We start from the raw sequence: 22,870 nt of genomic DNA on the forward strand, positions 1-22,870 counted from the left end.
GTTATGGCGTATGATGACCGCCGTTAACCAGTCAGAACGCAGCGCATACATTTCCCAGTCGTGTCCCCGGGTACGCTGTTAGCCGATGAATGCTCACACTGTCAATACCTCGATAGGACAAATCACGTGAACGCCACCCCCTTCTCTGCGTTGAATCTGCATGCCGATCTGCTAAATAACCTGGCAACCTTGGGCTATGCCCGGATGACCCCGATACAGGCCCAAAGTCTGCCGCCGATTCTGGCCGGGCAGGATGTCATCGCCCAAGGCAAGACAGGATCAGGCAAGACGGCGGCGTTTGGACTGGGGTTGTTACAAAGGCTCGACGTGAAGCGTTACCGGGTTCAGTCGCTGGTGCTCTGTCCTACCCGGGAACTGGTGGATCAGGTCGCCAAGGAGATCCGTCGCCTGGGCCGGGGTATTCACAATATCAAAGTGCTGACCCTGTGTGGTGGCATGCCGTTTGGTCCCCAAGTGGGCTCACTGGAGCACGGTGCCCACATTATCGTTGGCACCCCGGGACGGATCGAGGACCACCTTGGCCGCGGCACGTTGAAGCTGGAGGCTGTGCATACCCTGGTACTGGATGAGGCGGACCGCATGCTGGACATGGGTTTTCAGGAGGTACTGGATCGGATTATTGAGCAGATACCGAAGCCGCGGCAGACACTGCTGTTCAGCGCCACGTTTCCCGATCAGATACAGGCGATTGCCCAGCGCATCATGAACCGACCGGCGATGGTGAAGGTGGCATCGACTCATGACAATCTCAGCATCGAACAGCACTTCTACAAAGTGAGTGACGGCAAACAGCGTCTGACCGCCCTGCGCCTGCTGTTGCAACAGTTTCGTCCGGAGTCGGCGCTGGTGTTTTGCAACACAAAAAAAGAGACCCAGGCGGTGGCCGACCAGTTATGCAGCGCCGGTTTCAGCGCCCTGGCCCTGCATGGCGATCTGGAGCAGCGGGATCGCGATCAGACATTGATCCGTTTCGCCAACCGTAGTGTCTCGGTATTGGTAGCGACCGATGTGGCCGCTCGCGGACTGGATATTGATGCGCTGGATGCAGTAATCAACTATCACATCGCCCATGATACGGAGAGCCATTTGCACCGTATCGGCCGCACCGGTCGTGCCGGTAGCACGGGCATCGCCTGCTCGCTGTACAGCGATAAAGAGAGCCATCGGGTGGCGCAACTGGATGCCGGTATCGATCCGATCCTGGACAGCGAACCGTTACCTCCCCTCGATCTTCTGGATAAACCGCCACTGAAACCCGCCATGGCGACACTGCAGATTGACGGGGGCAAGAAGCAGAAGATACGTCCGGGCGATATCCTGGGCGCCTTGACCGGAGAACAGGGGATTACCGGCCAACAGGTGGGTAAGATCCATCTGGCCGATAACTGGGCGTTTGTCGCGGTGAGTCGAAATGCGCTGAAACCAGCACTGAAGAAACTGACCGAAGGGAAATTGAAAGGGCGCTCGTTTCGGGTTCGGCTGATCGGCGATTAATAAGGATAGCGTGGAGAGGTGCCGGTAGCGGGTTTTAAATAGTCGCGACTGGATTCAAATGAGGCATCTGTTTCGGTCATGGCGGCCTGATCTATCTGACCCTGTTACCGGTACGTTGCCTTGATGATTAAACCGCTAGGATACATACCAGATCCGTGGGACGGCACGTTTTTTGCGCCCACGCGCATGCTTCAAAATCACTGACAAGGTAAGCAATATCACAGGATCGAAAGCGGAATTCCGCTATTCTCAAGATATGGTTTCACTTGAAGATCAAATCCATGGCCCTCCCGAAGTGGAGGTGGTGATTGAGATCCCGCGCGGCAGTTTTCTCAAGCGCGGCAGTAACGGACTCGTCGATTTTGTTTCGCCGCTACCTTGCCCGTTTAATTACGGTTGTGTACCGGCTTATATCGGTGGTGAGGGGGATCTGCTGGATGCGGTGGTGCTGGGGCCGCGGTTGCCGCTGGGGACGCGGGTGACGGTAAGGGCCTGGGGGGCGATCGGCCTGTCGGAACGCTTTATGTATGACGATAAGTTGATCTGCAGTGTCGAACCGCTGCGTGACAACCAGCGTCGTCTGGCGCTGCGTTTTTTCCACATTTACGCCCGCTGCAAGGGGTGGCTCAATTTCTTGCGGGGGCGAAAGGGGGCTACCCGCTGCGAAGGCTGGGGTTCCGCCGCTGCGGCGATCGCGCGGGCGAGGCCGATCGGGCCGGATTGGCGCGGTCCCCAGGTGCCTTATTAGGCTAGCCTGCCAGATTTTCCTCTATACAGCTCTGCTTGGAATACGGGTGATGTCCATGCATCGTGCTGGGTTTCTACCGACCCTATGCGTTCCCACGCGGAGCGTGGGAACGAGGGATACGGTTTCTGCGTGGACACAAAAAAACATCAACGCAAGTGTAGGGGCAACCCCCCGTGGTTGCCCGATGTTTCCGGGCTCCGGGTACCGGGCAGGCACGGGGGCCTGCCCCTACACGGCGTGATGCGATAAGCCTATGATTTATAAGGTAGGGTAATCCCTTCCTGCCCATTCACTCACTCCATGTCTCTATAAACAGCGCTGTAGTTGCGGTGGCAACAAATAGAATATTAGAATAAGATTAATTAATGATTTTTGTCATTCACTGATCCGGGAACTGCCCATGCAAGATCCAACCACCCAATCCGATAACGACCTGGGCCGCGTGGAGGTCAAAACCACCACCTGCTACATGTGCGCCTGCCGTTGCGGTATCCGGGTGACCCTGCGGGATGGTGAGATCCGGCATATAGAGGGTAACCCCAAGCATCCCCATAACCAGGGGGTGATCTGCGCCAAGGGTTCCTCCGGCATCATGAAGCAGTATTCACCGGCCCGTATAACCCAGCCGTTGTTGCGTAAGCCGGGTGCGGAGCGGGGCACCTCGGAATTTGAGGCCATCTCCTGGGAACAGGCGTTTGAAATGATCAGCGAACGGCTGGCCCGCATCCGCGCCGAGGACCCGAAGACATTCGCCCTGTTCACTGGCCGCGATCAGATGCAGGCCCTTACCGGCCTGTTTGCCAAGCAGTTCGGCACGCCTAACTATGCGGCTCACGGCGGCTTCTGCTCGGTCAATATGGCGGCCGGCATGATCTACACCATCGGCGGTTCATTTTGGGAGTTTGGCGGCCCGGACCTGGACCGGGCCAAGCTGTTCGTGATGATCGGTACTGCCGAGGATCACGACTCCAACCCGTTGAAGATCCACATCTCCAAGTTCAAACGGCGCGGCGGTCGTTTTATCTCCATCAATCCGATCCGCTCCGGCTACTCGGCCATCGCCGATGAGTGGGTGCCGATCAAGCCGGGCACCGACGGCGCGTTGATTCTGGCGATCAACCACGAGTTGATCAATCAGGGGCTGTTCGACCGGGAATTCCTGATCCAGTACTCCAATGCTGCCGAACTGGTGGTGGACGATCCGCGACGCGACGATCACGGCCTGTTCAAGCGTTTCGAAATGCATGTGGAGGAGGGTTGTTTCGATCCGGAGAACAAGCTCTGGTGGGACCGGGATCTGGACAAGGAGATCTCCACCCATACGCCGGGCAGCGATCCCCGGCTGCTGGGGGCGTTTCGGCTGGAGGATGGCACCCGGGTGAAACCGGCCTTCCAGTTGTTAAAGGAGCGGCTGGAGGAGTACACCCCGGAGTGGGCCGAGGGGATTACCGGCATACCCGCCGAGACCATCCGCCGCCTGGCCCATGAGATGGGCGTCACCGCCCGCGACCAGAAGATCGAATTGCCGATTCAGTGGACCGATAGTTGGGAGAACGAGCATGAGTCGATCACCGGCAACCCGGTGGCGTTCCACGCCATGCGCGGCATCGCCGCCCACTCCAACGGTTTCCAGTCGATCCGCGCGCTGAGTATTCTGATGACCCTGCTCGGCACCATCGACCGGCCGGGCGGTTTCCGCCACAAGGCGCCGTTCCCGAGGCCGATTCCCCCCTGCCCCAAGCCGCCCAACTCACCGGATGGGGTCAAACCCAACACGCCGCTGGACGGCATGCCGCTGGGCTGGCCGTCGAAGCCGGAGGATCTGTTTGTCGACGAGCAGGGCGAGGCGGTGCGCCTGGACAAGGCGTTCTCCTGGGAGTATCCGCTGTCGGTGCACGGCTTGATGCACAATGCCATTACCAACGCCTGGCGCGGTGATCCCTACTCGATCGATACCATGCTGCTGTTCATGGCCAACATGGCCTGGAACTCTTCCATGAACACCGAGCAGATCCGCCACATGCTCACCGACATGAACGAGGAAACCGGTGAGTACAAGATCCCGTTCCTGATCGTCTGCGACGCCTTCCAGTCGGAGACGGTGGCCTTTGCCGACCTGGTGCTGCCCGATACCACCTATCTGGAGCGTTACGATGCCCTCTCCATGCTGGACCGGCCGATCTCTGAATTCGAGGGGCCGGTGGATTCGGTACGCATCCCGGTGGTGCCGCCGACCGGCGAATGCAAGCCGTTCCAAGAGGTGCTGGTGGAGCTGGGCAGCCGGCTCAAGCTGCCGGCTTTCGTTACGGCGGCCGGCGAGCGCAAGTATCGCGACTATCCGGACTTCATCACCAACTACGAGACTTCACCCGGCTCCGGTATCGGCTTCCTGGCCGGTTGGCGCGGCAAGGGGGGTGAGAAGTTCCTCAAAGGCGAGCCCAATCCGCGCCAGTGGGAGATGTACCAGAAGAACGATTGCTACTACCACTACAAGTTGCCCAAGTCCTACCAGTACATGCGTAACTGGAACAAGGGTTATCTGCACTGGGCGCGCAACCACGGCATGATCCGTTATGCCGAACCGATTACCATCCATCTCTACTCCGAGGTGTTGCAAAAGTTTCGTCTGGCGGCCCAGGGCAAGGGCAAGGGACGCCAGCCGCCGGAGCGGCTGCGCAAGCGCATCGAGATGCACTTCGACCCGCTGCCGTTCTACAGTGAGCCGCTGCTCTCCCGGTTGGTGGATACCCACGAGTATCCGCTCAATGCCCTGACCCAGCGTCCGATGGCGATGTACCACTCCTGGGACTCCCAGAATGCCTGGCTGCGGCAGATCCATACCCATAATTACCTGTTCGTCAATCCGGCCCTGGCACATGCCAAGGGGATCGATGACGGTGACTGGATCTGGGTCGAGTCACCCACCGGCAAGGTGCGCTGTATGTGCCGCTACTCCGAGGCGGTGGAGCCGGGCACGGTCTGGACCTGGAACGCGATCGGCAAGGCGGCCGGTTCTTGGGGGTTGTCGCCCCAGGCCAACGAGTCGCAGAAGGGTTTCCTGCTCAATCACCTGATCCCGGAGGAGCTGCCGCCCTGCGAGTCGGGCGAACACCTCTCCAACTCCGACCCGGTCACCGGCCAAGCAGCCTGGTTCGATGTACGGGTGAAGATCTACAAGGCGGATCCGGATGAACCTGCCCAGACATCGCCCCAGTTCGGTGCCATGAAACCGCTGCCGGGACAAAAGGTACGTCGCGGCCGTTGGCAGGCGTTTTTCGCCGGCAAGCTGGGCAGAAAGAAGGGGAGCCGCGTATGACTCAACTGGCACTGGTTATTGATCTGAATGTCTGCGTCGGTTGTCACGCCTGTGTCACCAGCTGCAAGGAGTGGAACAGCTCCGGCTGGGCCGGTCCGATGCCGGACGAAAATCCTTACGGCGCCGATCCCAGCGGGGTCTTCTTCAACCGGGTGCAGACTTACGAGGTGGGTTGTTTTCCGCACACCGAGACGGTTCATTTCCCTAAGTCCTGCCTGCACTGCGAAGATCCGCCCTGTGTGCCGGTCTGTCCCACCGGGGCCAGCTACAAGCGTGAGGATAACGGTATCGTACTGGTGGATTACGACAAGTGCATCGGCTGTAAATACTGCTCCTGGGCCTGTCCCTACGGTGCCCGTGAGATCGATGCGCAGAACAAAGTGATGAAGAAGTGCACCCTCTGTGTCGATCGGGTCACCGATGAGACGCTGCCCGAATCGGAGCGCAAGCCTGCCTGTGTGCTGGCCTGTCCCACCTCGGCGCGCATCTTCGGTGATATTCACGATCCCGACTCCGTTGCCTCGGTAGCGATCCGCGAGCAGGGCGGTTATCAGCTGCAGCCGGAGTGGGGCACCCAGCCGGCCAACCACTATCTGCCGCGCCGCCGCAGCCAGATGCAGATTCATGAAGATGAGTTGATCCGAGCGGATAATCCGTTGCGCAAGGAAGAGGTGGAAATGCCGATCGAGCAGGGCGATACCCTGGACGATGTGGCTTGGTAGTCCGATAGAGTGGGAACGCTTTTTGTGCCCACGCCGACGGTGCTAGCGGATTTATGAACAGGACAAAACGATGCATCCAGCTTTTTCAGTAATTTTTCTCACCACCCTGATTGGTATCGGGCAGGGACTGTTTCTGGCGCTGTTTACCGGCCAAGTGTATGCCCTGGCCAATCTGATCCCGGTGCAGGAGAGCCTGGGCTTTTATGCCGTCGGCAGTCTCGTCTCACTGCTGTTTCTACTGCTTGGACTGATTGCTTCCGTGTTTCATCTGGGACGTCCTGAGCGCGCCTGGCGTGCCGTCACCCAGTGGCGCACCTCCTGGTTGTCGCGCGAGGTGATTGTCCTGCCGTTTTTCATGCTGCTGGTGTTTCTCTATGGCGTGGCCCACTTCTTCGGCATGACCGAGCCGCTGTTCACGGTGTCGGATACCTTGCCGGTGGATCTGACGCTGCTTATCGGTCTGCTGGCCAGCGTGATGGCGTTTGCCCTGTTTATCTGTACAGCGATGATTTATGCCAGCCTGAAATTTCTGCAGGAGTGGCACACGCCGCTAACCGTGACCAACTACACGCTGCTGGGACTGGCTTCCGGTTTCATGTTTGCCGCCGCCGCTTCCGCCTATATCGATCTTGGCTTGGTGTCGTTGTTTGGCACATGGGCGGTCATCTTTACCTTATTGGGTGCGCTCTCCCGTGGCGCGTCACTGGTGCGTAACCGGGCGCTACGCAACAAATACGGATTGCGCACCGCGATCGGCGTGCGGCATCCCAATATGAAACAGTTGAGTCAGGGTTTCATGGGAGGCGCCTTCAACACCAAAGAGTTTTTTCACGGCCGTACGCCGGGGGCACTGAAGCTGATCCGCTGGTTCTTTTTGTTGGCGGTGTTTCCGCTGCCGGTGGTGTTGATTGCTACGGCGTATAGCCTGGAGTCGACATCACTGCCGATAGCGGCCTTTGTATTGCAATATCTGGGATTGATCGCCGAGCGCTGGTACTTCTTTGCCGAAGCGAAACATCCACAGAATATCTATTACCAGTCGATGGCCTAATGGCCGGTATCTAAGGGAGGCAGATATGAAAAAGCTGAAACGATTGCTGGCTGTGTGGGCGCTACTGTTTGCCAGTGCGCCGCTGCAGGCCGATGTGGCGGTACTGGTGCACGGTTATTTGGGCAGCGCCGCCTCCTGGGAGGAGAGCGGGGTCAATGCAGTGCTGATGGCCAACGGCTGGAAGCGGGCTGGCATCCTACGTACCGATCCCTACGGCGTGGAGTTGATTCCGGTAGTGGGCGATGAGGGTGATAACAGCCTCTACCAGGTGGAGTTGCCGTCCCTGGCGCCGATGATGGTGCAGGCGGATCAACTGCAGGCCATGCTGCAGCAAGTGGCCGAATTGCATCCGGACGAGCCGATTGCCCTGGTGGCCCATTCAGCCGGCGGTGTCGTGGCACGTATTGTCCTGGTGCGGGGTGGTGTACCCCACGCAAAGGCGTTGATCACTATCGCCTCACCCCATCTCGGCACCGGCCGGGCGGTGCAGGCGTTGGAGAGTACCGATATCCCCTATCCGTTCTGTCTGGTACAGAACTTCTTCACTGGCGGCAAGACCCGTCTGCTGCGTGAGTCCCGTGGAGCGTTGGTGGATCTGGTGCCGGCCCAACCGGGCAGTCTGCTGTTTTGGCTTAACAGCCAACCCCATCCGCACATCGCCTATCACTCCATCGTACGTCCCGGCCCAGTCGGGCTTGGTGATGAACTGGTGCCCGCTTTCAGTCAGGATATGAATCGTATCCCGGCCCTGCAGGGGCAATCCGATGTGACGGTGGTGAGCGCTCCCCATAGTCTCAATGTTCAGGACGGTGTTGTGCTGGCTCAGTTACTGAAGGAGTGAGTGCGGCCGCTTTGGATTGTTATCAGGCACATACTGCGCGCGAGGGAAACTTGTTACAGCCGCCTTGTTAAACTATGGTTGTAATTAATGAGGCGGTTACCTGAGGTGTGTAATGGGCAATGTCGCTGATTTCTCGAAGTACAAAGCGCGCAGGGATTACGACCAGCAATTGGTGAACAAGGGATGGGTGCCGACCCGGTTGGACGCGCAAGCGGTGGGTGGCGTATCGATATATATTTACGATGATCACACCCGATTGTTGCTCTATTCTGTGATTGATCCTGCCAGCCTGAAAGCTATCGCACGGCGGGTTCGGCATTCCGAACAGGGTGATCTGCTCTCACTGGCGGAGAAATTGAGCGGATTGATCAACGATTTCTCACAACACCCGCCATTTCAGGGCGACCGGCGTTTACCCCTTATCGCGCAGGCGGCTGCCTGGTTCACCGGTTTTTCCCTCTCTTTGATCAACCGTTACTCGCTAAAGCGTGAGTCGATCGTCATCTTCAGGTTGGTGGATATCGAAAACCGGGAGAGTGCTTTCCACCTGGCGCATCTGGAGTGGCCGGAAGTGATGGACCGGCAGTTGGTCGAGTCTCAGCTTTCGGGGATGGCCCGGTCTCTTCGTCGTGATCTGTTCGGGAGTGGCTGACGCGGATAGAGCGGTTGTATCACTAGCGGATCAGCTTTTCCGCGTCGGCGATTACAACGGATACCGCTTTTCCCGCCGAGCGCTGCGCTGCCCAGCCGAGAAAGGGTTGAGCCAACCCGCGCTGCTGACCGAAATAGTTCAGATCCATATTTAGATAGTCACCGGCACGGTTGATCACCACCTGCTCTGTGATGCCGTCATGCAGCGTGGCGATCGTGAGTTGTTCCCACTCAACCGAATAACCGGCCCGTTGCGCTTTCTGGATTTGTTCGACCAGTATTCTCAAGTCACGGGCAATCGTTTCGCAGCGTGCCTGTTTGTCTGCGCGATCGTCCAGCGTGCGGAAAACAAAGATCAGACCATCGCCGGTTTCATAGATCGCCCCTTGCCGGTGCGTGATACGCCAGCCGCCCCGTGGTACGTGAGATGCGGAGGGTGTCTTTGTCGGGGGCTCACCTGATTCATGCGCGCAGTCATGCAGTTGGCAGTAGCGGTCGATGATCCGCTGTTCCATCGATCCGGCCTCGGCGATTTCCGGGCCACTGATCACGATCGGTGTATTGTCGACGAAAATAATAAGTGGACCGGAGTGGTCCGGTTCAATGTCGATCCGGCTTTGATAGCTGAGTGCTTGCACTTGTGACTTGAGCTGGTCGATGAATGATTTCGATTCCCGCCGCCAACGCGCCAGTTTCAACTGCGCCCGGCTCTTTTGGTGCTGTTCGAAGGCGCTCTCACGGTAACTCTTTTGGTAGGCGGTGATCAGTTCGTCCAGGGCGATGGAGGCGAAGTCATAGCGCGCCAACTTGTCTGATTCGGCTATGCGCGTGGCCAGGTCGTGGAACGGTTTTTTGGCGATGGCCGCATCGGCCGCCCAAGTGGGACCCAAACCGAACAAAAGCATGGCGGTTACGCCATAGATGCCTAGCGGTTTTCGGATTATCCGCCATATAGGGTACGGAGAGGATGTCATGATGTCCCAGTATAGGGCTTTCATCGCCGCTGTCTGTGAAATGAGTAGTATGACAGCGGATGGGGGGCGTTTCCGCTCAGAGATCGGGTGTGAGGAGTTTGAGCCGGCGTAGTCTGGCCTGGCGCAGTTCGATCAGGCCGACACCGGCAATGGTCAAGGTGCCGCCGACCACCTTATACAGGGTCAACGCTTCATCGAGTATCAGGATGCCGGCCGCCACACCGATCATTGGCGCCAGGAGAGAGAACGGTGCCACTTGGTTGATGCTGAGGCGGGCAATCAGCCGATACCACAGATAGTAGGCCAGGATGGATGAGCCGACGACAATGTAACCCAGCGCGGCCCAGGCGCTCCAGCTGGCACCCTGTATGCTGTGCCACTGATCCGACTCGAACAGGAGTGAACAGACGACCAGAATAGGGATGGCCAGCAGGCTCATCCAGCCGATTATGGTTAGCGGATGGATATCGCTACGCCGCTTAATCAGCACATTGGCCCAGGCCCAGCAAAAAGCCGATATCAGCAATGCAAACATCGATAGCGGGGCACCTCCCTTCGGCTCGCCGGCCAACAGGGCGGCACCGGAAAAAGCCAGCGCCACACCCAGGATACGTACCTTCCCCAGGCTGTCGGCAAACAGCAGAGTGGAGAGTATGAGGCTGAACGGGATACCAAGTTGGATCATCAAGGCGGTGGTGGCGGCATCCACGCCGCGCAAGCCGATAAACAGCATGCCGAAATGACCGAATCCCAGCACCAGGGCAAGCATGGCGATACTGGCGAACTGATCCCGGGAGGGGCGAAAAAAGGGGGTGAGCAGCAAGGCGACCAGGGTAAAGCGCAACGCGGTCAGGGTCAGCGGGGGGATTTCGCTCACCGCGGTTTTGATCACCACAAAGTTAAATCCCCAGATCACCACGACGGCGAGTGCCTGGATTAGATCGGAGGGTTTCATCTTAATCGGTCACCTGTCGGGAGTGTCTTGTCGACGGGGGCTGGAGCTGCCCTGATAAATCTGTCTGCACTATACCAGTTTGTCTGTGGAGTACTAAGTGAATAAAACCTTTATTTTCAAATGGATAAGGTTTATGCAGGATGCTGTCGGCGGTTTTTTCTGGCTAATGTTTCATGTGTCCGGGCCGATAACACCGCTAATAGGATCCAGTATCTGAATAATAAGTGCGAACAGCTGCTGTTTACCGCACAGGGACCCCGGGTGAAGTTTGTCGCTATCGGCCAAGGATTACCGGCGGTTTCTGTTTCCAGGATATCGAATACCGGTGCAGGAGTAATGATGAAGCGTTCCTTTTTTTTCAAACCGAAGCGGATGACCATACCACTCTGGCTAGCCCTGCTCCTGATGCTGCCAATTGTGCACGCCGGTGAGCAGGCTACGCGGGCGGTGCTGATGGTGCGTGAGCTGGTTGATAACGGGGAGATAGCTCCCGGTACCACTCTGAAACTGATGGTCAAGCAGGGCAATATCGCCAGCTTTCTTGGTCAGGATTTTGAGCTAAAGGCGCAGTGGGAGCGTTTGACCGGCACCGTTCTGGATGTCGGCATCATGCCCCAGTTGGCTTCCCATGAATTTATCCGTAGCAGTAAAGAAGTGGATATCACCATCGCCCGTAACCGCGAATATCCGGACCTGGTGAAACAGGGACTGATTACCGATTTGACTCCCTTGACGCAGCGGTTCGGTTTTACGCTGTCGGAGGATACGGCGAGTGGCTACATCCTGCCGCGTTTACAGGCTTATTTTGACGATCGGATATACGCCATACCGGCGGATGGGGATATGGCTTTACTCTACCTACGACAGGACCTGCTGCAGGATGAGGCGAATCGCAAGCGCTTTCATGAACGCTACGGCGAGGCGTTAAAAGCGCCGGAGACCTGGGCGGATTATCTGCGCCTGGTCGCGTTCTTTAATCGTCCGGACAGCGGCTTTTACGGGGCGCTTGAACCCCGGGAACCCCTCACTGCCTGGATGTATTGGATGCCGCGTTACGCTTCTCAGGCATATCCCAACCAGTATCTGTTCGATGAACAGATGCATCCGCTGATCGCCTCTCCTGCCGGCGTTCGGGCGACGGAGAACTTCGTGCGTACGGTGCCTTTTTCGCCACCGGATATTCTCGGTATGGGCAAAGATTACAGCTATACGCTGCCTTTTTTTCTCAACGGAAAAGGGTTTGCCACCATTATCACATTGGCCGGCGCGAAACTGTTCAACCTTGACACCTCGGCCGTAAAGGGTAAGTTCAAAGTGGTGCCCATGCCGGGTAATCGGGTAGATGGTCGGTTGATTCGTCGCTCCACACTGATCTACGGAAACAATATCGTCATTCCCCGACAGAGTCGTCAGCCCCTGCTTGCCTTTCTCTATGCCATGTGGGTGACCGATCCGGATGTGTCGGTCGATTCGGTGGGGGTTAAGGCTGGTTTTGCCGATCCGTTTCGCTATAACCATTTGGGTAATGCCCGAATCAATGCGGTTTACACGACAGAGGCATTGGCGGTTATGCGAAATGGGTTGACCGATGTCGTACCGGCGGGAACAGGGTTACCGGGAGACGACGAATATATCGCTGCGTTGAATCAAAATCTCTGGCGTGCCGCCAAAGGGGAGTTGACGGCCGCCTCCGCCATGGCGAACACTGCACAGGAGTGGGAGCGGATCACCGATCGTTACGGACGTGAAAAGCAAATGCACTACTGGCGGCAGAGCCATCAACTTTATCCCCATGGCCGTGAAGAGTAGCAGGGAGCCGGTTACTGATGTACATGAGACGATTCAGATCGTTCCGTAAAAAACTGCTGGCGGCGTTTGGCGGTATCGGCATCCTGGTCATGATCATGTTGCTGTTGGGTAATCAGATTGCCGGGGTATCGATTAAGCAGTTTACCCAGGTGATTTCCGATCAGGTGGAGGTACTGGCCAGCGCCAATGATCTGCATCTGCGTATCGGGCGGTTGCGACTGGTTGAGATTGAGTTGCCAAGCCTGACGGACTACTTTGCAGTTGTGACTGAGATTCAGTCGCTGAAAAAACAGATAGAGGAGTTCCAAGCGGAGCTGGATCGGTTTGAGGCGCAACAGCAGCATGCCAGCAGCGAAGTGATGCGCAGTATCCGCAGTAGCTGGAATCTGTATCAAAAAGATCTGCAAACGGTGATCCGGCATGCGACCAGTATGGAGATGGCGGAGGCCTCCCGGGTATCTACCTATCAATCCGACTCCCACTTTAAAAACATCCAGCGGCTCTTGCAGACGGTGACCAACAGCATGAAACAGGCTGTGCGGGCGGCCTATCTGGAGACCGAGGCCGAGCAGCAACAGCTCAGAAGCAGCTTTACCTTTGTCTCACTGCTGGGTCTGTTTATCGGAATTCTGTTTGTGTTGCTGTTTGCCCGTTCCCTATCGATACGGGTGACGTCGTTGCGTGATGCCGCCGAACGTCTATCCCAGGGTCACACCAGCAGTCCCATTCATGTCGACGGTGATGACGAGCTGACCAATCTGGCTGACGCCTTCAATCAGATGCAGAAGCAGATTCAGACTCGAGAGCGTGCCCTCAAGGAGGCCCATGACACGTTGGAAATGCGGGTGGAGAGTCGTACCCAAGAACTCAACCAGTCCAATCTACAGTTACAACAGGAGATGGAAGAGCGGCAACGGGTGGAGATCTCTCTGAAACTGTTGTCGCAGGCGATGGAGCAGAGCCCGGTTGGGGTCTTTATTGCCGATATCAAGGGGCGCATTGATTACGTCAATGACGCCTTCGTGAAGAATACCGGCTACAGCAGCAGTGATTTGACGGGAGAGAGTTTTCTGCTGTTGATCCAGAAAACCATCCCGCGGGATGTGGCCCGTGAACTGATCGTCAACATGAATGCCGGCATGGAGTGGCATGGTGAGGTCGAGGTTAAACTTGAGAACGGATCGTTGGAGTGGATGAGCCTGCTGATCACGCCGGTTAAGAATGCCGCCCAGCAAATTACCCACTTTCTGGCCATCAAGGAAGATGTCACGGTGCGTAAACAGCAAGAGGCGAAAATCCTCTATCAGGCTCAGTTCGACAGCCTTACCGACCTGCCCAACCGTGCACTGGCCATGGATCGTCTGTCCCAGATTATCGCCACTGCCGAGCGGCATGAGAGCAAGGTGGTACTGATGTTCCTGGATCTGGATGATTTTAAAAAGATCAACGATTCGCTCGGCCATGAGATGGGTGACAAATTATTGATGCAGGCTGCCGCTCGACTGAGAAAGGCGGTCAGGAAAAACGATACCGTTGCGCGCCAGGGGGGCGATGAGTTTCTAGTGATATTGGGCGGACTGGCTGCCGGTGCCGATGCGGAACCGGTACTGGAGAATATCCTCAAAGCGTTTAACCGCTCCTTTTTGGTCGATGGTCACGACCTGGTGGTGACACCCAGTATCGGGTTGGCCGTCTATCCGGATGATGGCGATGATCCGAGCAGGCTGCTGCGTCATGCCGATCTGGCGATGTACCAGGCAAAGGAAGATGGGCGCAACACCTTCCATTTTTATAATCAGATGATCCATGATTATTCGTTGCAGAGACTGGAGCTGGAGCGGGAACTGCGACATGCGTTGGATCGGGATGAGATGGAGCTCTATTACCAGCCGCTGATCGATATCAAGAGTCGCCAACTGATGGGTGCCGAGGCGCTGATGCGTTGGAATAGTCGCGCCTTTGGCTTGGTGTCACCGAGCCAGTTTATCGGGCTGGCGGAGCAGACCGGCCTGATTGTGCAGTTGGGGGAGTGGGCCATGCAGCATGCCTGTCAGCAAGCTTGTCTGTGGCAGAACCTGTTGCCTGATTTTCTGCTCTCAATCAATGTTTCGCCGCGACAGTTCCGCGGTAGCTTTATTACCGGCACCATCCAGCGCAGCCTGGAACGGTCAATGTTCCCGGCCAGGCAATTGCAGGTGGAAGTGACTGAAGGATTGCTGATCAGAAATAATCCGGAAGTCCAGGAGGCGCTTACGACACTGGACCGGATGGGTGTCCGGCTGGCAATGGATGACTTCGGTACCGGCTACTCTTCCCTCAGTTATTTGAAAAATTTCCCGTTCCATACTTTGAAGATCGATCGTAGCTTTATAAACGATATGACCGAAGACCCGAATTATCGCACCATTGTTTCTGCCGCTATCAGTATGGGCAAGGCGTTGGGATTGTCACTGGTGGCAGAGGGTGTGGAGACCGAAGAACAGTTGGCGATATTGACCGAAGAGGGTTGCGAAACCGCACAGGGTTTCCTGTTTGGCAAACCGATACCCGCGGCCGAATTCAGTGATTGTTGGATGGAAAAGGATGAGGGGGAATCCGATGAAGAGGCAATTTACGGTATGGCGGATAGGTAGTGGGCTCTAGCATCCTTTGCAATGGGAGTAGGTGCGGTGGAAGGTCTCCTGCAGAATCAGCGCGTCGCTGCTGGCCCGATGGCGAGCCAGTTTCATCTCCGCAATCACGGCTGTTTTGGTGGGGTGCCAGAGCAACACCTGCTGTTCGCTGATCAGGCTGCGCAGACTGTCCAATGCGAACAGTTGGGGCATGCCGCACAGGTCGTAGAGTTTTCCGATCCAGGAGACATCGTGTGCCCAGGCGTCGGTATAGACCTTCTTGCCCTGTAGCAGGCGGTTTAGTTTGTCGGCAACCTCTTTGGGTGGTCTTCCCCTCTCCAACAGTAGTTGTCGGGAGATGCCGTGGATGGCTTCGGCGTCTTTGTCCCAGAAGGTCCAGTGATGGGCCGGTTTGATGATATGGCAGAAACTTTGCCCATTGGGGAGGATGACACCTACCTCAATAGGGTAGCTGTCACGCCCGAATCCTGAAGCCTCAATATCGATGATAGCCGGTCGCATGATCCCTCGCCGTTTGCACCCTTATACACTGATCGGCCGTTGGGGTCATGTCTAGTGCATTTGTAATACGGTGCTGAAAGCTATCGAAGGAGGATTTTTTAACAGTACATGGCGCGCTGAGCATGGTGTACTAACTCCGAACTTCCTGATCAGACGGATACCTCGATTTTAAAGGGTGGTTGGTATTTACGCCTCGTTCGAGGGCTGACAGTGTGTGCAGAGGTAGCACGCCTGTCCTGACTGTATTCGTTTTTTGATGGGATGGCCGCAACGATAGCAGGGCAGCCCTTCGCGTCTGAACAGATAAAAACGTGCCTGCTCGAAGCTGGCGCCATCCGCCAGCAGATGGTGGGCGGTAGCCGGGTCGTTAGTGATGCCGCCGGTACGATAGGATTGTCGGGGCAGGCGGAACAGAGCATCGGCCAACTGCTTGAGTTGGTCGGCAGAGCAGTCGCGGGCGCGCCGGGAGGGGTGCAGGCCGCTGTCGAACAGGATTTCGCAACGCAGGTAGTTGCCCAGTCCGGCGATGAAGGATTGATCGGTCAACAGTTGGCCAAGCTGGCGGTTTCTGAAGGTCGGTAGGTTTAAGCGTTGCAGCAGCCGGTCACGGTCGCTGTCCGGGTGCAGAATATCCGGTCCCAGGCGGCTCAGGAAGGGGTGCTCCCGGAGTTGCTGCTCATCCAGCAGTTCGATGGTGGAGGCGCTGTAGAGCAGCGCGGCTGAGCGATCGCTGATCAGGGCGACCCGCAGTTGGCGCCGGGTAGTCGGTTGTAGATCTGCCGGACCGGTATACCAGCGCCCGTAGAGTTGATTGTGGGTATAGAGCGTCAACGCGTTGTCAAAGCGGGTCAGCATCGCTTTACCCCGGGTCTCAACCGCCGTTATCCGACTTCCCTTGAGCACTTTTTCATAGACCTTCAGCCGGCTAAGTCCGAAGGTGACCTGACGCAAGGGTTGGTTTAACAGTGCCGTCTCAACCTGGTCGGCGGCACGGCGGATCTCCGGACCTTCTGGCATCGTCGCCGCTCCTTTTTTTCTGGGCTCAGTTGAGGGTAGCCCGGATCGTTTCGATCTCGTCTAAGAGTGTTTCAACATCTTCCAGGCTGGTGCAGGGATTCATGAAGACCAAGCGTAACCAGCGTCGGCCGCGATACAGGGTGGACGAGATATAGAAATCGCCCCGCTCCAACAGTCGCCGGCGGATCTCCAACTGACATTGATCGTCACCTTCGATGCGGAAACAGACGATATTGATCTCCGGGTGAATCGCCAGTTCGAAACCGCTTCGTTGTTCGATCTTTGCGGCCGCTTCGGCGGCGCGTTGCACCAGCCCCTCAATCTGTTGCGCGAGACCTTGTTCCCCCAACGCCGCCACGGTCATGAACAGGCGTAGACCGAGACCTGCCTTGGTACACTCCACTGTACGCGAGATAAAGTCGAATCCGGGTTGATCCTTGGCATGCAGCAGGTAACTGGCCTCCTGTTCGAAAGCGTGATCCAGGTGGCGGTGATCCCGGACCAAGACCGCGGCACAGACCGTGGGGGTGCTCATCATCTTGTGGGCATCCCAGACCACCGAATCGGCCTGGTCAATGCCCTGCAGCAGGTGACGCAGTCGGTCCGAAACCAGGGCTCCCCCGCCATGGGCGGCATCTACGTGCAGCCAGATGCCGTGTTCTTGGCAGATGGCGGCGATCTCCGGTAGCGGGTCATAGAGCCCGGCGGCCGTGCCACAGGCATTGGCTACGATCGCCAGGATACGTTTGCCCTGTGCCTCGAGCGTGGCGATCTGCTCCGCCATGCGCGAGGGTTGCACCCGGCCGTCTGCGTCCGCTGGCAGGGTCAGGCAGTTATCTTCTCCCAGGCCGAGTATCGCCACGGCTCGCTTCATGGAGTAGTGGGACTGCTCCGGTACCAATACCAGCAGGTTTCCGGGATTGCCCGATTTCCAGAATTCAGGTACCCGGGCGCTACGTGCCGCCAGCAGAGCTGTCAGGTTGGCCAGTGATCCGCCGTGGGTCAGGACCCCGCCGGCATGGGCGGATTGCGGGTCAAGCTGTCGGTTGCTGGGCACACCCTGCCAACCGATTTTGCTCAACATCCAGTTGAGCATGAAGTATTCGATACTGGAGGCGGCCGGCCCCATTTCGTAGATGGCCATGGCGTTATTGGTGGCGCCGTCGATCAGGGAGCCGAGTGCGCCGGTGGGGTGCGGCACGGCGACTTGATGGGCAAGAAAGCCGGGGTGATGGAGGCGCGTGGTGGCGGCCAGGTAGTTGTCGACAAACTGTTTCAGGGGTTCACCGGTCAGCCCTCCCTCGGCGATGTGTTGCGGCAACTTCAGTTGTTCAACCAACTGTTCCAGAATCGGTTGGTGGATGACCGGGACAACCTTTTCGGCTGATTCGCGGATATAGTCTTTCAGTGCCTCTACGACGATGGCGGCATCTTTGGAAAATGTGGCTGTCTGGTTACTCATGCGTCTGCCCTGTGCTACTCGGTTGTCCCTAGGTTGAGTTCAGAACGGGCAAGGATACTGCAATCCCGACGCTGAACAAAGCGCCGGGAAGTAAGTGACTAGTTTTCCAGCGGGAATGAACCGGCCAGCAAGATCGGTTCGATCGATTTGGCGGGCATCGGTCGGGTAATGAAGTAACCCTGCAGCTCATCGCACTGGTGGCGTTTCAGGAATTCGACCTGCTGTCGGTTTTCCACCCCTTCAGCCACGACCGAAAGACTCAGTTTGTGGGCCATGGCGATCATGGCCGATACCAGCTCGGAATCATCTTGATTGGTCGGCACGTCGCGGATGAAGGAGAGGTCGATCTTGAGCTTGTTGATCGGCAGCCGCTTGAGGTAGCCGAAGTTGGAGTAACCGGTGCCGAAGTCATCGACCGAGATATGTACCCCCCGACTCTTCAATGCCGTCAGCATTGGCACAACGTCATCCGGGCGCTCCATCAACGCGCTTTCGGTCAGTTCCAGTTCCAGGTAATGAGGTGCCACCTCTGCCGCATTCAGCATGGCGATCACCTGCTCACTGAAATTACTCTGTATCAATTGCCGGGCCGAAACATTGACTGCTATGCGGAACCCGTCCATCCCCATCTGGATCCACTCACGGCACTGGTTGATGGCGGTCTGCATTACCCAGTCTCCCAGTTCGGGGATGATGCCGATATTTTCTGCCAGCGGTATGAATAGTGCGGGTGAAATGTACCCCAGTTCGGCATGTTGCCAACGGATCAGCGCCTCGACTCCGGTTACTTTACCGCTGCCCGCCATCACCTTGGCTTGATAGTGCAGGGTGAACTCTTGATCTTTTATCGCTTTACGCAGATTGCTCTCCATGGCCAGGTGTTCCAGCGAGGTGGCGTTCATGGTGGCGGTATAGAGCTGGTAACTGTTGCGCCCGTCATCCTTGGCGCGATACATGGCGGTATCGGCATTACGGATCAATGTTTCGCTGTTGTTTCCATCATAGGGATAGATGCTGATGCCGATGCTGGCGGTGATATAGAGGGTGTTGTTGGCCAGGGTGATCGGCCTGGAGATGGCGTTGATCACCCGGTGCACCATGGCTACGGCGGCATCGGCATCATCGATCTCCTGCAATAACAGGGTGAATTCGTCGCCGCCCATACGGGCGGCGGTATCGCCCTCCCGCATCTCATTCTGGATACGTTGCGCCACCTCCACCAGCAGTTGATCGCCGGTGCTGTGTCCCAGGGTGTCATTAATGCGCTTGAACAGATCCAGGTCGATGAACACCATCCCCAGCAGATGATTGTGTCGGTGGGCGTTGGCGATGGCCACCTTGAGGCGGTCATGGAACAGGCGCCGATTCGGCAGACCGGTCAGTACATCGTAGTAGGCGAGGTTTTTGATCTGCTCTTCACTCTTTTTCCGATCGGTGATATCGGAGAGGATGGCAGCCAGTTTGGTGATCTCGCCCTTGTGATTTCGGATGGCATTAATACTCAGCCATTCCGGATAGATCTCCCCGTTTTTGCGTCGGTTCCACACTTCTCCGGCCCAGTAGCCGTCGTTGTGCACGGCGCTCCACATTTTTTGGTAGAACGCGGTATCGTGGCGGCCGGATTTGAGTAGCGCCGGTGTATTGCCGATGCTCTCTTCTGCGCTATAGCCGGTTATACGGGTAAAGGCGGGATTGACCGACTGAATGAAGCCTTTGGCATCGGTTACCATGATGCCGTCACGTGAAGCCTTGATCACTTGCTGTGCCAAGTGCAGGTTCTCTTGCGAATGCTCCAAGGCGATGCGCCGATCCCGCAATGCGTTGCGCAGGTCATCGACATGGCTGTGGTCGATGCCGGCGAGGATCTCGGAAAACGAGAGAATGCCGACCAGTTGACCGTTTCGATCGGTGATGCCCAGGTGGCGGAAGCCTTGCTGATCGAAGATGGTCCTGGCCTGCATCAAGGACAGGTGACCCGGTTGCATCAGTAGCGGGCTGCTGGCGATTTCTCCGACACATGCCTCGGTTTGCTGGGTGGCGATAGTCTTGAGAAAATCCCGCTCGGTGACGATGCCGTAGGGGGACCCTTCTCCATAAAAGACGGCCGCCGCATCCACCTGGGCGTCGCGTATCTTTTTTATCGCCCGGGGTAGCGGCAACTGTGCATCGAGCATGACCAGAGGCCGTTTCAGGATGGTGGATATGTCGCGCAGCAGCAGGTCATGTTCAACCCCCTGGGCGCGGACCAGGTCGCTTTGGCTGAGCAAGCCGACCGGCTGGACATCGCTGTCGATCACCAGCAGGTGACGGATGCGTTCAATCTGCAGCAGTCGTTCGGCCTTTTCCAGGCTGGCATGCTGGTCGATGCATTTGACCGGCTTGCTCATGACGGAGGAGACCGGCTGAAAGATCGCCTGCGGATCGCCCACCAGATCCAGTTTCAGTGCGTCAGATTCCGTCCAGATGCCCAGCAGTACTTGATGGTCGGTAATGACGATGGAGCTGCAGCGGGATTGCCACATCATCTCGGCAGCGGCAATGACCGGTGTCGAAGGTGGACAGTTGAGGATCTTCTTACTAATGATGTCGCCAACGGTGATGCTTCGCTTGGATTCGTTGACGAATTCTTGACTGCAGATCATTCCGGATTGCCAGGGTTAAGTATTGTACCGCGAGCGGTAATCGAGTTCGTGTCATTCTCGGGTAGCTTGACCGACTGGCCTGGATAACCCAGAAGATACTGTGGTTATGGCGGCAGGATGCCTATTACCTTTAGCTAATATGAATCCTTTTTTGGTTATTTCCCCGGTGAATTCGTGGATTTGTTCTTTTGGCCCTGTGTCGGGCTCTGCGCTATAGTGCGCTCCTCTGAAACAGCAAACCCTTTTACCCCCATGAAACGACCCGAATTGCTCTCCCCGGCGGGAACCCTGAAAAACATGCGCTACGCCTTTGCCTATGGCGCCGATGCGGTCTACGCCGGGATGCCCCGCTACAGCTTGCGAGTGCGTAACAACGATTTCATGGAGGAGAATCTGGCCACCGGCATTGCCGAGGCCCATGCCCAGTCCAAGCAATTTTTCCTGGCCTGCAATCTGATGCCCCATGGGGCCAAGCTGAAGACCTTTATGGAGGATATCGCCCCGGTGGTGGCATTGGGGCCGGATGCGCTGATCATGTCAGATCCGGGATTGATCATGCTGGTGCGGGAGCGCTGGCCGGCGTTACCGGTGCACCTCTCGGTACAGGAAAACACGGTCAATGCGGCGTCGGTGCGGTTTTGGCAACAGGTGGGGCTGTCACGGGTGATCCTCTCTCGTGAACTGTCGCTGGATGAAATCGAGGAGATTCGCCAAGCCTGTCCGGATATGGAACTGGAAGTTTTCGTGCACGGCGCACTCTGTATCGCCTACTCAGGCCGTTGTCTGCTGTCGGGTTATTTCAACCACCGTGACGCCAATCAGGGTAGCTGTACCAACTCCTGCCGCTGGGAATACAAGGTGGGTCAGACGGCAGCCGGGGAAGCGATGACCGGCGTCGCCCAGTCGGGGCAGACACGTCATCCGGCGGCCGATGGCGTCTATCTGCTGGAAGAGAAGGAACGGCCCGGCGAGTACATGCCGATCTTCGAGGATGAACACGGCACCTACATCATGAATTCCAAGGATCTGCGGGCGGTGGAGCATATCCATCGGCTGGTGCAGATCGGGGTCGACTGCCTGAAGATCGAGGGCCGTACCAAATCCCATTACTACACCGCCCGGACGACTCAGATTTACAAGCAGGCGATCGACGATGCGGTTGCCGGCCGGCCGTTTCGTCCCGAGCTGATGAGCGAGCTGGAGAACCTCTCCAGCCGCGGCTATACGGACGGATTTTATCAGCGTCATGAAAGCCAGGAGCTGCAATCTTATCGCGACAACTCTTCCCGCAGTGCCCGGCAACAGTTTGTGGCCGAAGTGACCGCTGTAGATGAGCAGGACGGCAAAGCCGTACTGGATGTGAAAAACAAATTTGCCGTCGGCGATCGCCTGGAGCTCCTCACTCCGGCCGGTAACCGGCAGTTTGTGCTGGAATCGCTGGAAGATTTGGACGGCCGTTCCATGACGGAAGCGCCGGGAGGCGGCTATGTGGTCAAGGCGCGGTTGCCGGGTGAATGTGCCGACATGGGGTTGATTACCCGCCTGCTGGAAGAGACCGGCCATCCACTCTAGGGTTATCCCTTTACCCCGAAAAAATTTGCCAATCTCCACTGATTTTTCCAATCTGTAGGGTAAAGCGTTGATTAATAATTTTTATCATCACGACAAAAATTATTAACTTTACCTGGCCTTGCCACAGGGGTAATTACTGCACCTCTTTTGTTTGCGTGAGTTGGGCTCAAATGAATATGGTAGATGACGTGCTGGAAGACGATGATCTGGACGCTGAGGAAGAGTCCGACCTGGACTATATCTCCTCCAAGGCGAAAAAGAGTTCGCCCGATGCGCGGCGCCGGGTCGAGCAGCTGATGGAACTACGCCGGTTGCGACAGCTGTTGGGCGATCCAGATTTCAACGGCTTTGATTGACTGTTTGGCCTTTCTGGCCAGGAGTATCCAGGGTTAAGAACCGGAATAAATAGGCAATTTTGATTTCTCATAAAAATTTTAAGTTGTTTTTCCGGGCCATTTCGC

At 57.0% G+C, this 22,870-nt stretch carries 17 protein-coding genes; 11 read left to right on the forward strand and 6 right to left on the reverse strand.

Annotated features, from left to right (window positions below; genetic code table 11):
* Positions 1-126: 126 nt before the first annotated feature.
* The 7 genes from dbpA to ACQY5R_RS03195 all read left to right on the forward strand — a co-directional run bounded on the left by dbpA (position 127) and on the right by ACQY5R_RS03195 (position 8,845).
* The gene (dbpA, locus tag ACQY5R_RS03165; protein ID WP_428604380.1) at positions 127-1,515 is read left to right on the forward strand and encodes an ATP-dependent RNA helicase DbpA; all 1,389 of its coding nucleotides are present in this window, start codon (positions 127-129) and stop codon (positions 1,513-1,515) included.
* A gap of 256 nt (positions 1,516-1,771) precedes the next feature.
* Positions 1,772-2,263 carry an inorganic diphosphatase gene (locus ACQY5R_RS03170; RefSeq protein WP_428604382.1) on the forward strand — a complete coding sequence of 164 codons (492 nt, stop codon included), beginning with the start codon at positions 1,772-1,774 and terminating at the stop codon, positions 2,261-2,263.
* 400 nt (positions 2,264-2,663) lie between these two features.
* Entirely contained in the window at positions 2,664-5,579 is a 2,916-nt protein-coding gene (gene soeA, locus ACQY5R_RS03175) for a sulfite dehydrogenase subunit SoeA (protein ID WP_428604384.1), read from the forward strand.
* Positions 5,576-6,301 carry a 4Fe-4S dicluster domain-containing protein gene (locus tag ACQY5R_RS03180; protein ID WP_428604386.1) on the forward strand — a complete coding sequence of 242 codons (726 nt, stop codon included), beginning with the start codon at positions 5,576-5,578 and terminating at the stop codon, positions 6,299-6,301. Before soeA ends, ACQY5R_RS03180 begins: the two co-directional genes overlap by 4 nt.
* A 70-nt stretch (positions 6,302-6,371) precedes the next feature.
* Positions 6,372-7,352, forward strand: coding sequence for a dimethyl sulfoxide reductase anchor subunit family protein (locus tag ACQY5R_RS03185; RefSeq protein WP_428604388.1), 981 nt, complete (start codon positions 6,372-6,374; stop codon positions 7,350-7,352).
* A 25-nt stretch (positions 7,353-7,377) separates the two neighbouring features.
* The gene (locus ACQY5R_RS03190) at positions 7,378-8,193 is read left to right on the forward strand and encodes an esterase/lipase family protein (RefSeq protein WP_428604391.1); all 816 of its coding nucleotides are present in this window, start codon (positions 7,378-7,380) and stop codon (positions 8,191-8,193) included.
* A 112-nt stretch (positions 8,194-8,305) separates the two neighbouring features.
* Complete coding sequence (locus ACQY5R_RS03195) at positions 8,306-8,845, forward strand: hypothetical protein (protein ID WP_428604393.1); 540 nt, start codon at positions 8,306-8,308, stop codon at positions 8,843-8,845.
* A gap of 22 nt (positions 8,846-8,867) precedes the next feature.
* Here ACQY5R_RS03195 and ACQY5R_RS03200 read toward each other — a convergent pair whose 3' ends face one another.
* On the reverse strand, positions 8,868-9,749 hold the full coding sequence (locus ACQY5R_RS03200) for a hypothetical protein (RefSeq protein ID WP_428604395.1): 882 nt from the start codon (positions 9,747-9,749) through the stop codon (positions 8,868-8,870).
* A 145-nt stretch (positions 9,750-9,894) separates the two neighbouring features.
* Positions 9,895-10,773: a DMT family transporter gene (locus tag ACQY5R_RS03205; protein ID WP_428604398.1), complete on the reverse strand. Its 879-nt coding sequence runs from the start codon at positions 10,771-10,773 to the stop codon at positions 9,895-9,897.
* Between the two features lie 339 nt (positions 10,774-11,112).
* Here ACQY5R_RS03205 and ACQY5R_RS03210 point away from each other — a divergent pair, with 339 nt between their 5' ends.
* Positions 11,113-12,582, forward strand: coding sequence for an extracellular solute-binding protein (locus ACQY5R_RS03210; RefSeq protein WP_428604400.1), 1,470 nt, complete (start codon positions 11,113-11,115; stop codon positions 12,580-12,582).
* Positions 12,583-12,605: 23 nt separating this feature from the next.
* A complete protein-coding gene (locus ACQY5R_RS03215) occupies positions 12,606-15,215 on the forward strand; it encodes an EAL domain-containing protein (protein WP_428604403.1) in 2,610 nt (869 codons plus the stop codon).
* 6 nt (positions 15,216-15,221) lie between these two features.
* Here the strand turns inward: ACQY5R_RS03215 and ACQY5R_RS03220 are convergent, their stop codons facing one another.
* From ACQY5R_RS03220 to ACQY5R_RS03235, 4 genes are all read right to left on the reverse strand, one after another.
* Entirely contained in the window at positions 15,222-15,716 is a 495-nt protein-coding gene (locus ACQY5R_RS03220; RefSeq protein ID WP_428604406.1) for a hypothetical protein, read from the reverse strand.
* A 186-nt stretch (positions 15,717-15,902) separates the two neighbouring features.
* Positions 15,903-16,733, reverse strand: coding sequence for an endonuclease VIII (gene nei, locus ACQY5R_RS03225; protein ID WP_428604409.1), 831 nt, complete (start codon positions 16,731-16,733; stop codon positions 15,903-15,905).
* 25 nt (positions 16,734-16,758) lie between these two features.
* A complete protein-coding gene (locus ACQY5R_RS03230) occupies positions 16,759-18,195 on the reverse strand; it encodes a pyridoxal phosphate-dependent decarboxylase family protein (protein ID WP_428604412.1) in 1,437 nt (478 codons plus the stop codon).
* 98 nt (positions 18,196-18,293) lie between these two features.
* Positions 18,294-20,837 carry an EAL domain-containing protein gene (locus tag ACQY5R_RS03235; protein ID WP_428604414.1) on the reverse strand — a complete coding sequence of 848 codons (2,544 nt, stop codon included), beginning with the start codon at positions 20,835-20,837 and terminating at the stop codon, positions 18,294-18,296.
* 252 nt (positions 20,838-21,089) lie between these two features.
* Here ACQY5R_RS03235 and yegQ point away from each other — a divergent pair, with 252 nt between their 5' ends.
* Both yegQ and ACQY5R_RS03245 read left to right on the forward strand, forming a co-directional pair.
* Positions 21,090-22,409: a tRNA 5-hydroxyuridine modification protein YegQ gene (gene yegQ / locus ACQY5R_RS03240; protein ID WP_428604416.1), complete on the forward strand. Its 1,320-nt coding sequence runs from the start codon at positions 21,090-21,092 to the stop codon at positions 22,407-22,409.
* 170 nt (positions 22,410-22,579) lie between these two features.
* Positions 22,580-22,765, forward strand: coding sequence for a PA3496 family putative envelope integrity protein (locus tag ACQY5R_RS03245; RefSeq protein WP_428604419.1), 186 nt, complete (start codon positions 22,580-22,582; stop codon positions 22,763-22,765).
* Positions 22,766-22,870: the final 105 nt, after the last annotated feature.

Source organism: Sedimenticola sp., assembly GCF_050289425.1.
Classification (GTDB): domain Bacteria; phylum Pseudomonadota; class Gammaproteobacteria; order Chromatiales; family Chromatiaceae; genus Sedimenticola.

Excerpts from the sequence above, each read along its gene's own strand:
- ACQY5R_RS03170 (WP_428604382.1), top strand. The coding sequence starts at position 1,772 with ATGGTTTCACTTGAAGATCAAATCCATGGCCCTCCCGAAGTGGAGGTG.
- soeA (WP_428604384.1), top strand. The coding sequence starts at position 2,664 with ATGCAAGATCCAACCACCCAATCCGATAACGACCTGGGCCGCGTGGAG.
- ACQY5R_RS03180 (WP_428604386.1), top strand. The coding sequence starts at position 5,576 with ATGACTCAACTGGCACTGGTTATTGATCTGAATGTCTGCGTCGGTTGT.
- ACQY5R_RS03185 (WP_428604388.1), top strand. The coding sequence starts at position 6,372 with ATGCATCCAGCTTTTTCAGTAATTTTTCTCACCACCCTGATTGGTATC.
- ACQY5R_RS03190 (WP_428604391.1), top strand. The coding sequence starts at position 7,378 with ATGAAAAAGCTGAAACGATTGCTGGCTGTGTGGGCGCTACTGTTTGCC.
- ACQY5R_RS03195 (WP_428604393.1), top strand. The coding sequence starts at position 8,306 with ATGGGCAATGTCGCTGATTTCTCGAAGTACAAAGCGCGCAGGGATTAC.
- ACQY5R_RS03200 (WP_428604395.1), bottom strand. The coding sequence starts at position 9,749 with ATGCTTTTGTTCGGTTTGGGTCCCACTTGGGCGGCCGATGCGGCCATC.
- ACQY5R_RS03205 (WP_428604398.1), bottom strand. The coding sequence starts at position 10,773 with ATGAAACCCTCCGATCTAATCCAGGCACTCGCCGTCGTGGTGATCTGG.
- ACQY5R_RS03210 (WP_428604400.1), top strand. The coding sequence starts at position 11,113 with ATGAAGCGTTCCTTTTTTTTCAAACCGAAGCGGATGACCATACCACTC.
- ACQY5R_RS03215 (WP_428604403.1), top strand. The coding sequence starts at position 12,606 with ATGAGACGATTCAGATCGTTCCGTAAAAAACTGCTGGCGGCGTTTGGC.
- ACQY5R_RS03220 (WP_428604406.1), bottom strand. The coding sequence starts at position 15,716 with ATGCGACCGGCTATCATCGATATTGAGGCTTCAGGATTCGGGCGTGAC.
- nei (WP_428604409.1), bottom strand. The coding sequence starts at position 16,733 with ATGCCAGAAGGTCCGGAGATCCGCCGTGCCGCCGACCAGGTTGAGACG.
- ACQY5R_RS03230 (WP_428604412.1), bottom strand. The coding sequence starts at position 18,195 with ATGAGTAACCAGACAGCCACATTTTCCAAAGATGCCGCCATCGTCGTA.
- ACQY5R_RS03235 (WP_428604414.1), bottom strand. The coding sequence starts at position 20,837 with ATGATCTGCAGTCAAGAATTCGTCAACGAATCCAAGCGAAGCATCACC.
- yegQ (WP_428604416.1), top strand. The coding sequence starts at position 21,090 with ATGAAACGACCCGAATTGCTCTCCCCGGCGGGAACCCTGAAAAACATG.
- ACQY5R_RS03245 (WP_428604419.1), top strand. The coding sequence starts at position 22,580 with ATGAATATGGTAGATGACGTGCTGGAAGACGATGATCTGGACGCTGAG.